The following is a 12,410-nucleotide window of genomic DNA, read 5'->3' on the forward strand; positions in this document are numbered from 1 at the left end:
AAGCTGCTTGCTGCCGCTACGGACTCTGCACGAAGCGGGGCGGAGGCCGCCAGGCGCAAGCTGCATATTGACGGTGCCGGCTGGCATCCCAATCGGCAGCAGCGAGAACCTGCGCCATGTCTGGCCGCCGCTCAGGAGGCGGCCTGGGCGGAGCGGAAACTTCGTATCGCTTACATGCGCGATGGAGCGCGGAAAAGCCGGATCGTCACTCCGCTCGGACTTGTCGCCAAACGGGACATCTGGTACCTCATCGCGGGGACGGAGGGGGACGGGATTCGCACCTTCCGCGTCTCCAGGCTTCTGGAGGCGGAGGTACTTGCCGACTGCTTCGAGCCGCCGGCAGAGTTCGACCTTGCTGCTTACTGGGAGACATCGCTGGAGCAGTTCCGCGAGCGGTTGCCCCGGTATCCCGCCAAGCTCAGTTTAACCGAGGCGGCGCTGGTCAGGCTGGAGGCCGAACGGTTTGTAAAGGTGCTAAGCGTCTCGGGAGCGGAACTTGTGGCGAACGAGAGAAGCAATGTCGAGCACAAGGCCGGATGGCTCGTCGCGGAGGTGGAATTCGAGACGCCTGAATCGGCGTGCGGGATCGTATTGAGTTACGGAGGACGCATGCAAGTGTTGGAGCCGCCGGAGCTGCTGCGGCGCGTGCAGGATGAAATCCGTTCGGCATCAATGTTATACTTATAGAAGTCTGCCGGATGTTCTTCTGGCAGCTTGAGAAGGTCTGGAGAACATCCGGCGACTACCCTATTATTTGAGGAGATGCAAATACATATGACAACGAATCTTCAAGCGAATTTCGAAAAATATGCCGAGCTGATCGTACGTACAGGAGTTAACATTCAGCCCGGGCAAGAGGTGTTTATGGCGGGAGCTTCGATCGAGATGGCGGAGCTCATACGCGCCATTGCGACCAAAGCTTACGAGGCAGGCGCTTCCAACGTTCACGTCGACTGGGTGGACGACTACCTCTCTCGTCTCAAATACGAGAAGGCCGACGAAGCTATCTTCGGCAGCTTCCCTTCATTTGAGACGATGAAACGCAACCATTTCGTCGAGCGGGGTGCGGTCTTTATCTCGCTGACGACTTCCAGCCCGGATCTGCTTAAGGGAATTCCATCGAGCCGCATCTCTGCGTTCCAGAAAGCTTCCGGCGAAGGGTTGAAGGAGTTCCGCAGAGCGATTCAGTCCGACAAGGTCAGCTGGACTGTCGTAGCCGGCGCGGGTAAAGATTGGGCGAAGAAGGTGTTCCCGGACGTTTCCGAAGAAGTGGCGGTAGACATGCTTTGGAACGCCATCTTCGATTCCGTGCGTCTGCATGACGCCGATCCCGTATCCGCTTGGGTGAAACATAACGAAACGCTGCACGAGAAAGCCGAAGTGTTGAATGCGAACAAGTTTCGCAAGTTGCATTATCGCGCTCCAGGCACGGATCTGACGGTGGAGCTGCATGAAAAGCATATCTGGGTTGCGGCAGGCAGCACGAATCAGAAAGGTTTCTCCTTCATGGCGAACATGCCGACGGAGGAAGTGTTTACCGTGCCGCTTAAGACGGGCACGAACGGTTATGTATCCAGCACGAAACCATTGAGCTACGGCGGGAATATCATCGATAAGTTCAAGATTACGTTCGAGAACGGACGTATCGTGAAGGTCGAAGCCGAGGAGGGCGAAGAGATTCTCCAGAAGCTGGTCGACATCGACGAAGGCAGCCACTACCTGGGCGAAGTTGCCCTTGTGCCGCATCACTCCCCGATCTCCGAGTCCGGCATTTTGTTCTACAACACGTTGTTCGACGAGAACGCTTCTAACCATCTAGCCATCGGAAGCGGCTATGCCTTCAATGTCGAGGGCGGCAAGACGATGTCGGCCGAGGAGCTTGAGGCGCATGGCGTCAATGCCAGCATTACACATAACGACTTCATGATCGGTTCGGCGGAGATGGATATCGACGGCATCAAGGATGACGGAACCATCGTACCGGTATTTCGCGCCGGCAACTGGGCGATCTAGCTCGCTGCAAAGAAAGCCTCTACCCACTACCATAAAGGCAGGTGGAGAGGGGCTTTCTGTCCGTTATAACCATTCATTTCCTTATCACCCAACTCCCTATATGACATTCGTCATATCGTATTCTTGACGTTTATGACTGCCGTCCATGACACCGTTATTGCTACAATGGCAATAACAAAGTTATGGCGCGGAATGCGGCCCTCATGAGGCGGCAAGCGGCGCTGTCCAAGGAGGAAGCCGCGATGTCGGAATTGAAGCAATCACAGCTTAAGAAAAGCGTTGCACCTTTCGAAAGAAACGACCTTAAAGTCAGTATCAGGCAGCTTGCCAATACGCTGCTCCCCTTAATCGTCTTATGGGCTGCAGCCTACTGGAGCTTATCCGTCTCCTATCTGCTGACGCTTGGCATCGGCGTGCTCGCATCGGCATTCGTCGTGAGGACATTTATCATCTTCCACGACTGCTGCCACGGGTCATTCTTCTCGAACAAGCGCGCAAATGACATTCTCGGCATCATTACAGGCGTCATTACGCTGGTACCGTACCAGCAATGGAAGAATTCCCACGCTATTCACCATGCAACGAGCAGCAACCTGGACAAACGCGGAGTCGGCGATCTCTGGATTCTGACGGTGGACGAATATTCAGCACTGACGCCACTACAGAAACTGACTTACCGGGCATACCGCAATCCGATCGTCATGTTCGGCCTGGGTCCCATCTTCGTGTTCGTGCTGCAATACCGATTCAACCGCAAGGGAGCGCGCCGCAAGGAGCGCCTTAACACCTACTTGATGAACGTGCTGATCGTTGCCGTCTACGCTCTGCTAGGCTGGGCGCTCGGCTGGCAGCAATTCCTGATGGTACAATTCCCGATCTTCTATTTGTCCGGCGTGCTTGGCATTTGGTTGTTTTACGTCCAACACCAATTCGAGGACTCCTACTTCGAGAAGGATGACGAATGGAGTTACGTTATGGCCGCGGTCGAAGGAAGCTCGTATTACAAGCTGCCGAAGCTGCTGCAATGGCTGACGGGCAACATCGGCTTTCACCATGTGCATCACTTGAGCCCGAAGGTGCCTAACTATTATCTGGAGAATGCGCATGATGCGACCCCTCCGCTCCAGAAGGCCACTACAATTACGATTATGCAAAGCCTCGAGTCGCTCAGGTTCCGGCTGTGGGATGAGCGAGACAAGAAATTCGTCAGCTTCCGCGACGTCAAGGACCGGATCAGCAATCGCCGCGAGCGTCCGGTTGGGGCTCGCAGACAGAAGCGGGCAGGGTAGGCCAAGGACTGACCTGGCTCTGGGAGAATGGGCGGCTGCGCAGCTCGTTGCGCAGTCGACATATCAGGGATAAAATAAAGGCAAGACATGCAGAAGGAAGGGCGGCCCGTGAACAAATGGCATCAAATATTCAGTCGCAGTACCGGACTTAGCGCCTACGTATGGGTTGTCTTCTGCATTCTGCCGTTCTATTTCATTTTCAGATCGTCGTCAACGCCCGAGGTTGTATCCGGCATTGTGATGATCCTTTTATTTTTTGTGTGTTATCGTCAGTCTTTCGTCTCCAAGGGATGGCTCGTCTACTTCTGGACAAGTATTCAGATTCTCATCTCCATTGCGATGACGCTGCTCTTCAGCTACGTGTACTTCTCGATCTTCCTAGCCTTCTTCATCGGCAATATCAAGAACAAAGCGGGCTTTTACACCTTGTACGCGATTCATCTCATCAGTACGTTCATCACGGTCAACTATGGCCTTGTTACGCAGAACAAGCTGTTCTTCACGCAATTCCCGTTTATTCTGATCTGTCTGATCGTCGTCATCCTGCTTCCATTCAATACGTACAGCCAGAAGAAGCAAGGGCAATTGGAAGGTCAGCTCGAGGATGCGAACAAACGGATCGGCGAGCTCGTTAAGCTGGAGGAGCGGCAGCGGATCTCGCGGGATCTGCATGATACGCTGGGACAGAAGCTGTCGTTGATCGGGCTTAAGAGCGATCTTGCCGGCAAGCTTGTCTTTCAGGATCCAGAGCGCGCACAGGCGGAGATGCTCGAGGTGCAGCAGACGGCCCGGACCGCGCTCAAGGAAGTCCGCGAGATGGTCACGCAGATGCGAGGAACGCGTCTCGACGAAGAGATGCACCGCGTCGGTCAAATATTGACCGCGGCCAGCATTGAGCTTACCCTTGCGGGGGACCCGAAGCTGGCGAACACGACGTTGCTTGCGGAGAACGTGCTCAGCATGTGTCTAAAGGAAGCGGTAACGAACGTTGTGAAGCATAGCGGGGCGTCGAAATGCAGCATTTCGATTCTCTCGGACGAAAACTACGTAGCCGTATCCGTCTGGGATGACGGCATCGGCATGACATTGAAACCCGGATATTACCGGGGCAATGGATTAAGAGGAATGAAGGAGCGGCTCGAGTTTGTAAACGGCAGTCTGGAGCTCGCCTCGGACAAGGGAACGATGGTTACGTTCCGCGTGCCACATGCCGTGAAGCAACCGATAAAGGGGCTGGAAGCATGATTAAGATCGTAATAGCGGAGGATCAGAGAATGCTTCTGGGCGCTCTGGCCTCCTTGCTTGATTTGGAGGAAGACATGACCGTCGTCGGCCGCGCCGGCAATGGCGAGGAAGCTATCCAGCTTGTGAATGAGCATCAGCCGGATATATGCATCATGGACATCGAGATGCCTTCTAAGAGCGGTCTGGAAGCGGCAGAAGAGCTCAGGGGACGCTGCAAGGTCATTATACTGACCACGTTCGCCCGCTCCGGTTACTTCGAGAGGGCGCTTAAGGCAGGCGTCAGCGCCTACCTGCTCAAGGACAGTCCCAGCGAGGAACTGGCCAGCTCGATCCGCAACGTCATGGCCGGACAGCGTATTTACGCTTCGGAGCTTATGGATGAAGCCTACGGCGGCTCGGGGTTCGACAATCCGTTGACGGAGCGGGAGAGGGAAGTGCTGGGTCTTGTCGCGGACGGCAAAAATACGAAGGAGATTGCCACGGAGCTGTTTCTGACGACGGGGACGGTGCGCAACTATATTTCCGTCATTCTCGATAAGCTTGGCGTCAGCAATCGGATCGAGGCAATTACGCGGTTCAAGGAGAAAGGCTGGTTTAAGTGACCGGTCTTTTTTTTGTAAAAATTCATCTTTCTCATTTTTCTTGCAACTATTTTATCCTATTATTCGTATTACTTATGGTACATATTGGTACACTTGATAGGTGATATGCAGGGGAGTGGGAGGAAAAGATGAATAATTGGTTAAAGAAGGCTGCGCCGGTGGCGCTTGCCGGAACATTGCTGGCGGGCTGCAGCTTCGGAAGCGGCAGCAAGGAAAACAACGCAGAGCAGACGGTAAGAGTGATGTATTACGACGAAAGCGGATTTTTTCAAAACTATGGCATGCTGTACAGCGCGTTGAACCCCAACGTGAACTTCGAGGTTGTGTCGACGCAAAGTCTCTATCGCTCGGGACCTTCGGAGGATGGCGAGGAATTCGACTATGAAAAGGCGCTCCAGAAGCTGATCGACGAAGAGAAGCCCGATGTGCTGATGATTGATCAGGGCCAATACAAGAAGTTAGCCGAAGAGGGCAAGCTGCTTGATATCGAGGCTTATATGGCGAAGGACAAGTTCGACACGGAAGGTATCGTGCCAGGCATGCTTGATTACATGAAGGAGCTAGGCGGCGGACAACTGTACGGCTTCCCGTCGAGCTTTAGCAGCCAGGTGCTTTATTACAACAAGGGCTTGTTCGACAAATACAACATCGCTTATCCGACTGACCAGATGACTTGGCAGGATGCCATTCAGCTCGCCAGACAATTCCCGATCGAAGGGGAGGCGGAGGATCGTGTCTACGGCCTTAAGATCGGCTACAGCGGGGACCTTAACGAGATGTCCTCCATGCTCGCTTCGGCCGAAAATCTCAAGTACGTGGATACGAAAAGCAAAAAGATGACGATTGATTCGGACGGATGGCGGAATGTCGTACAGACGTCGCTGGACGCGCTGAATTCCAAGGCGTTGTATTTTGAAAACATGGATCAAGGCATGATGGGCGGCTCCAGCAGCTACGAAGACTATTTAATGCGTAATCCATTCCTGTCGGGACGTCTGGCCATGACGGTGGACAGCACTTATCTCATGCAGCAGATTAAAGAAGCAAAAAATTATATTAAGGACGAGGGCGCCGTTATTAGTGACTGGGATATGGTCACTATGCCAGTAAGCGCACAATACCCGGATCAGAGCGCTAACACTTGGTACAGCGACATCTTCGCGATCGCGAAGGACTCCCCTAATGCGGAGGCGGCGTGGGACTTCATCTCCTACATCTCCAGTGACGATTATTCGCGAGTGAAAGCCAAAGTAACCAATATGGGAGGCTTCCCTATTCGCACGGCGTATATCAAAGATGAGGAAGGCCGCAACTATGCAGCTTTTTATAAGCTCAAGCCTACCCAGTCGATGCAGGATTACCGTGATTTCGAAAGTTTGAATCCTCAGTTCAACATGATGTTCTACGGACACATGCAGGAGGAATTCAAGGCTGTACAGGACGGCACGAAGAGTATCGACGAAGCGCTCAAGACGCTTCAGGTCAAAGGCGACGAACTGCTTAGCCAGGAGCCGATGACGGAAGAAGAGATGAACAAAGAGATGGAGAAGCGGATGTCAGAGGAGCAGAAAAGAATGATGGAGGCAGCAGGCGAGGCCACCTCGGAAGTCGTCGTGGAATAAGCAAACTCTGTTATGCTCAAGTTACAAAACAAAGAAAGCGGCGGCCAATGTGGGCTGCCGCTTTCTTTGTTCAATTATAGGAATTAATAAAATTTCGGGGTGGAGCGCGAGATCAGTCGTTGTCGCTACGGCGTACGTGTGCGATAGCGACAAAAGAGGGACGGAACTCAGAGCCCTTATTTCATCGAATGGAGGGGTAAAGGCAGGGCTAACGGAACCCAGAGACTTTATTGATTGATGATAAGGGGGATGGAGCGCGATTGGTTTCGAATAAGAACGCTCAGTTCCGTAAGAGTATCCGAAACCGTTGATTTGGCGAAAATAACGTCGCTCAGTTCCGCATACACTTGGTTAGTTTGGTCAACAAGGTCGTTTTGTTCACTCTTTATTGCATAGGTTTTGCAAAGCTTAAGGTCGCTCATCTCTAAGAGGCACACCGTATATCGCATCGGAAAATAGAGGGAAAATCCCCCTTTAATCTGGGAAAATCGGAATATCGGCTCCGCATAGTGGGAAAACCTCCCTTTAATCGGGGCGGCTCGACCCGAAAATAGTGATTCGGCCAGAATTAGAGGTAGGATTTCCCTCTAAAGAGCAAGCAAGGGCGGAGACGAGGGTATTAGAGGGAGTTTTTCCTCTTATTCGAAAGAACGAACAGACAGGAGTGACGCCGTTGCTTCTTTCTGGCTCTAGCACAAAAAGAACCGTCAGGATAGATCATCCTGACCGTTTTTCTTAACAGGCGGTTTTCTTAACTTGCGTCAAGGAATTGATAAGCGTATAATTACCCCCATTATTTCAAGGTTAATCTGGAGGTGCTTCCGCGTGGAGAAATTGAAGCTGATTAAACCGTCTGTGCAATACAAGGAAGCCTACCTGGCTTTCTACCAGGATTGGATTGCAAGCGGAGAATCCATTGTGCCTTGGGTAGTGGAAAGAGATCCGTCGGACTTTGAGGAGTATGTCCATTTTTTATATTCGGCCGACGCCGAAGAGAAGGTGACGGATAACGGGTGGGTTCCGCACTCGACCTATTGGCTGCTTGACGGGAAGGACAATATCGTCGGGGCGCTTAACTTCCGTCATCGACTGAACGAAAAGCTGCTGGACAGCGGAGGTCATATTGGCTACGGCATTCGCCCATCGGCAAGAAGAAACGGCTATGCGTCGTTCCAGCTCGGTGCAGCGCTCGACATTGCCCGGGGGAAGGGGCTGGATCGCTTGCTGCTTGTGTGCGACAGCAATAACGAGGCGTCGGAGCGCACGATCCGGAAGCATGGCGGCATTATGGAGGATGAGCGTATGACTTCGGAAGGTAGTACGGTTAAGCGGTTTTGGATTGCTCTCGATTGACATGTGATAGATCTGTTGGCATTTGCTGATCAGGTTACGGCAAGGCTGGCGAAGGGGCTGTCCCAAAAGATATAAAAATGGTAGCGAGACAGCTAAGCACACAGTTAGACAAGAAAGTGGTCGGTCAGGATACTTATCCATGATCGACCCCCTGCAACAACAACATCCCATAGGCGTTATTAACGACTATGGAGCTCGAAACAACAACAATAACGACGTTCCTGCTTCGTGGCCTGCCGAAGGTAAGCCTTGAGGTCGGGTGGCTTTCGCTCGCTCACAATTTGCTCACTGAGGCGGCAATAGACCAAAGCCAGAAATGGCGGTGCAGGGTAACGCCCTAGCACCGCCATTTCTTCGTTGTTGACGTTTCATTCAACAAGTGGGCTGTTTCCTCAAGTGAGCGAACTTACTTTGAACAGCCCTTTTTTTGCAGTTTTTTAGTCGAAAATGAAAGGCTGCTATTGACACGATGAACATAGCATTGTAAGGTTAGTTACATAAGTAATGAACCACATAAGTAATGAGGTGATTATGTGTTTGATGACCGAAGTCCCATCTATCAGCAGATCGCTGATGGCATTAAAAATGATATCGTTAGCGGCGTGCTGGGGGAAGAGGAACAAGTGATGTCAACCAACCAATATGCGGCATTCTATCGGATTAACCCGGCAACTGCGGCGAAGGGCTTTCAGTTGTTAACGGATGAAGGCATTTTATACAAGAAGAGGGGGATCGGCATGTTCGTCAGTCCGCAAGCGAAGGGAATGCTGCTGGAGCAGCGAAGGGCGCGGTTCTTTGAGGAGGTCGTTGACAAGATGGCTGCCGAAGCCAAGGTAATCGGCATCCCGGTCATGGATATTGTAAAAAGACTGGAGCAACTGAATGGAGGGGAAGAGCAGTGACGATTACGATTGAAGTAAGCCGCTTGGGGCTGCTCTATGATAAGTCCGCGAAGGCGCTGGATGATGTAACATTCCGTCTGGAGGGCGGCAAAATATACGGCCTGCTGGGTCGGAACGGCTCAGGTAAAACGAGTCTTTTGTCGATACTGGCCTCGTTCCAGCAACAGACCTCGGGAGAAGTGCGAATCGACGGGGAAGCCCCGTACGAAAACGAACGCATTGTTAACCAAGTCTGTTTTATACAAGAAAACGGCTATCTATCCGAGTCGTTTAAAGTCCGCGACGTTATCAAGCTTGCATCGGACTGCTGGCCGAACTGGGATGCGGATTACGCGGATCGGTTGCTGAACCAGTTCGAGCTTCCGGCCAAGAAGCAGATCATGGCGCTTTCCCGCGGCATGAAGTCGGCGTTGGGCGTTACGATCGGGCTGGCTTCCCGGGCTCCGATCACGATTTTCGACGAGGCCTATCTTGGCATGGATGCACCGTCGCGCTACTACTTCTACGAAGAACTGCTCAAGGATTATATGGAGCATCCCAGAACGATCATTCTCTCCACTCACTTGATCGAGGAAGTGTCGGATTTGTTCGAGGAGGTTCTGATCCTGGACAAAGGCAAGCTGGTGCTTCAGGAGGAGGCGGATAAGCTTCGCTCGCGAGGCTCCGCCATTATCGGCCCGGCGGACGCGGTAGACCAATTCGCGGAAGGATTGACGATACTCAGCGAGCAGAAGCTGGGCGGCACCAAATCCATTACCGTATTCGGAGAGCTTGGCGCGGAGCGCGAGAAGCGGGCGACAGCGGATGGATTAACGATCGGGCCTGTCTCTTTGCAGGATTTATTCGTTCATTTGACCAGAAAGGGGATTGGCAGCGATGAGCGCAAACATGGCTAAGGGAAAACGCAGCCCCGTCATGAAAGTGGCTTTTCATTTGTGGAGCGCCTATAGGCATGTATTGGTTTGGTTCTGGGTTATATTTACCGTTATTTACTTCGGCATTAACGAGATGATCATGCGGGGGATCATTCCGGACGAGAGTATCAGGAATTCGGGGAGAGAATGGGACGGCGCTACAATCTCGCCGCGAATATTCCTGCTCGTGCTGGGTATCTTGCTGACGATAGGCTCTTTCAACAGTTTCGTATCGAACGGCATTACGAGAAGGAGCTTCGGCAGAGGAGGACTTCTCTTCGCGGGTCTGCTGTCCATCAGCTGCACCGTTTTGCATCTTCTGGGTTATCCTATCGAAATGTTAATCATTGAAATTAGCGGAGCGGAGCGAAGTATGCAGTACCCCAATCTCGCGATTGTAGCCATAACGAACCTGCTCATGTACTTCGGCTATTTCTGCGGAGGGTGGTTGATCGGCACCGGCTTCTATCGTTTTCATTGGTTCAAAGGGTTGTTGGTCTGCTTGCTCGCCGTAGCGTTCCTGATAGGAATGGAGACGATGACGGCAACGGAGCTGACGGGGAGCACTGCAGCGGATCAAGGCATCATCCTGTTTGTGCTTGCGTTGGCCAGTTTCTTGATCGTCTGGATTAATGATGGTTTCTTGCGCAAGATAGCCGTTAAGCGGAAAATCACATTGTAACCAGCGGGTAGAAGAATGATTTGAAAAAGGGACTTTCCCTCTCGGTCTGATTTTGTCGACCGGGAGAGAAAGTCCCTTTGTTGTAACAACCCTATTTGAGCTATCTCGATTCCATGGTGGCTGGCAATGGCATGATATCGATGGAGCCGATACCGTTCCAAATTGGCTCTGGCAGTGGAGGGTAGTTCAGCGAGCCTCGCTCCTCCAGCTCCTTAATGCCGCTTGCCTTGAGCATGGAGTCGGATAAAGTGTAGAGAGAATCGCCGGAATAAAGAATACGGCGTACCGTCTTGGAGTAGTCGTAACCGTATTGGCCGCTTTTTCTCAGATCGTCGTCGGTTAAGTGACTGATCCGTCCCCTAAGCTGGAAACCGTTTTGAAGATCGATGCCGTAGACATACGCGCCCTGGTAGACGAATTCGCCATAAGCCGGGAAGTCGCCAGGCTGCAGAGCTTCTTTGTTCTTGATTTCGTACAGCTCGACAGGGAAAGCCATCAATCCCTTAGTCTTGGAGAAGAGGAGAGCTTTGTGATTATACAGCAGCTCCGAGCCGGTGCCGCGATCGCCGATGACCTCCTTGAACAGCTCTTTCGGCTGCGATACGTCAGACACGTCGAACATGGCAATCTTCATCCCTTGATAGAACGCCATCGTCTCGTCCGGTCCCATGCCCTTGGACGGTACTTCCACCGTCTCCTTTCCGAAGCCGATAATATGATTCTCGTCGTACGGATGGAGATAGTCACTGTAGCCCGGAATCTTGAGCTGTCCTAATACGGCTGGATTCATCGGCTGGCTCAAATCCACGACGAACAACGGATCAACGTTGCGGAAGGTAACCATATAAGCGCGATCTCCCATGAAACGGACCGAATAGATCCTTTCTCCCGGCGCGAGACCTTCCAGCTTGCCGGCTACGCTCAGCTTTTCGTCGAGTACATAAACGTTATTCTTCGAGCCCTGCTCCCCGCTTGCCCACATATTGCCGCTCGTGAGCGCGACCCGGAAATAACCTTCGTGCTCATCCATGGAGAACTGATTCAGCAGGCTGCCGGGAACGGTACCTTGGCCGATATAGACGACCCGGCCTTGGTCGAGCCGGAATTTATGGAACTCCGTGTAATCCGAGTAGGAGTTGTTCTTCGCTTCGTATTTCGCGATGGCAACGTACAGATGCTTTTGCGAAGCGTAGATCGTGTTTCCCGAACCAAGATAGGCGGATATTTGAAGCTCGCCATCCGGCTGGCTTAAGTCTACGGAGCCGACTATCATCATGCTGCTGTCCGCAGGCTCGGGGAAATAATGCACGTCGCTAAGCGGCAGTTGAAGAAGCTCGTCATTTGCGGCCGAATCTCCGTAGAACGGCTCGGCTTCGGTGGCGAGCGTCTGGGCGTTTGCCGCATCGTCCTGTACGGATCCTTTTTTCGACGCCATGGCATCGTAGAAGGGATAGTAGTAGCTGTATTTGTTCGACACCATATAAAGCGAATCGCCAATCTTGCGGGAAGAGACGTAACCGCCTTCCTGCGACAGTTCGCGTACGAGTTCCGGCTTGGCGGAGCCCTTTAACTCATAGACATAAGCGACCGTCAGGCTTCGATGGTTGAAATAAGGCAGGATAGAGATACCTTTGCCAACTGGCGGTGCAGCATCAATGGCGATGGCAGGCGCCGCCGATTCACTGGAAGAAGGGGTGGCAGTCGTTTCTGCACTCGGCAACGAGCCGCTGCTTCCGGCACCAGCCGATTCCGAACCGGGATTGGCTGGGATAGGCTGCACTTCGGTTT

General features: G+C 52.6%; 11 protein-coding genes. 10 read left to right on the forward strand and 1 reads right to left on the reverse strand.

The annotated features are described in order from the left end of the window. The 10 genes from PAT3040_RS28045 to PAT3040_RS28095 form a co-directional block, all read left to right on the forward strand. On the forward strand, positions 1 to 687 hold a 687-nt coding region (locus PAT3040_RS28045; protein WP_108995274.1), incomplete at its 5' end, for a helix-turn-helix transcriptional regulator. Between the two features lie 87 nt (positions 688 to 774). Continuing rightward, on the forward strand, positions 775 to 2,013 hold the full coding sequence (locus PAT3040_RS28050; protein ID WP_108995275.1) for an aminopeptidase: 1,239 nt from the start codon (positions 775 to 777) through the stop codon (positions 2,011 to 2,013). Between the two features lie 242 nt (positions 2,014 to 2,255). Further along, entirely contained in the window at positions 2,256 to 3,302 is a 1,047-nt protein-coding gene (gene desA / locus PAT3040_RS28055) for a Delta(5) desaturase DesA (RefSeq protein ID WP_108995276.1), read from the forward strand. Positions 3,303 to 3,410: 108 nt separating this feature from the next. Further along, on the forward strand, positions 3,411 to 4,547 hold the full coding sequence (locus tag PAT3040_RS28060; RefSeq protein ID WP_108995277.1) for a sensor histidine kinase: 1,137 nt from the start codon (positions 3,411 to 3,413) through the stop codon (positions 4,545 to 4,547). Continuing rightward, entirely contained in the window at positions 4,544 to 5,149 is a 606-nt protein-coding gene (locus PAT3040_RS28065; protein ID WP_087572285.1) for a response regulator transcription factor, read from the forward strand. Before PAT3040_RS28060 ends, PAT3040_RS28065 begins: the two co-directional genes overlap by 4 nt. 128 nt (positions 5,150 to 5,277) lie before the next feature. Then, complete coding sequence (locus tag PAT3040_RS28070; protein WP_108995278.1) at positions 5,278 to 6,771, forward strand: ABC transporter substrate-binding protein; 1,494 nt, start codon at positions 5,278 to 5,280, stop codon at positions 6,769 to 6,771. 825 nt (positions 6,772 to 7,596) lie between these two features. Next, positions 7,597 to 8,124, forward strand: a complete 528-nt coding sequence (locus PAT3040_RS28080) for a GNAT family N-acetyltransferase (protein ID WP_108995280.1) — start codon at positions 7,597 to 7,599, stop codon at positions 8,122 to 8,124. Between the two features lie 533 nt (positions 8,125 to 8,657). Next, positions 8,658 to 9,026 carry a GntR family transcriptional regulator gene (locus PAT3040_RS28085; RefSeq protein ID WP_108995281.1) on the forward strand — a complete coding sequence of 123 codons (369 nt, stop codon included), beginning with the start codon at positions 8,658 to 8,660 and terminating at the stop codon, positions 9,024 to 9,026. Then, a complete protein-coding gene (locus PAT3040_RS28090; protein ID WP_108995282.1) occupies positions 9,023 to 9,922 on the forward strand; it encodes an ATP-binding cassette domain-containing protein in 900 nt (299 codons plus the stop codon). The genes PAT3040_RS28085 and PAT3040_RS28090 overlap by 4 nt, the downstream gene beginning before the upstream one ends. Then, the gene (locus tag PAT3040_RS28095; RefSeq protein WP_108995283.1) at positions 9,903 to 10,622 is read left to right on the forward strand and encodes a hypothetical protein; all 720 of its coding nucleotides are present in this window, start codon (positions 9,903 to 9,905) and stop codon (positions 10,620 to 10,622) included. Before PAT3040_RS28090 ends, PAT3040_RS28095 begins: the two co-directional genes overlap by 20 nt. 100 nt (positions 10,623 to 10,722) lie before the next feature. On the opposite strand, the gene PAT3040_RS28100 is transcribed toward PAT3040_RS28095, so the two are convergent. Further along, positions 10,723 to 12,410: beta-propeller domain-containing protein (locus PAT3040_RS28100; RefSeq protein WP_181376886.1), on the reverse strand; the 1,688-nt coding region annotated here is incomplete at its 5' end.

The sequence above is a fragment of the Paenibacillus agaridevorans genome, assembly GCF_003112455.1.
In the GTDB taxonomy this organism is placed as follows: Bacteria; Bacillota; Bacilli; order Paenibacillales; family Paenibacillaceae; genus Pristimantibacillus; species Pristimantibacillus agaridevorans.

What these genes read in the sequence shown, in the direction of transcription:
- PAT3040_RS28070 (WP_108995278.1), top strand. Translation starts at nt 5,278, where the DNA reads ATGAATAATTGGTTAAAGAAGGCTGCGCCGGTGGCGCTTGCCGGAACA.
- PAT3040_RS28095 (WP_108995283.1), top strand. Translation starts at nt 9,903, where the DNA reads ATGAGCGCAAACATGGCTAAGGGAAAACGCAGCCCCGTCATGAAAGTG.
- PAT3040_RS28050 (WP_108995275.1), top strand. Translation starts at nt 775, where the DNA reads ATGACAACGAATCTTCAAGCGAATTTCGAAAAATATGCCGAGCTGATC.
- PAT3040_RS28065 (WP_087572285.1), top strand. Translation starts at nt 4,544, where the DNA reads ATGATTAAGATCGTAATAGCGGAGGATCAGAGAATGCTTCTGGGCGCT.
- desA (WP_108995276.1), top strand. Translation starts at nt 2,256, where the DNA reads ATGTCGGAATTGAAGCAATCACAGCTTAAGAAAAGCGTTGCACCTTTC.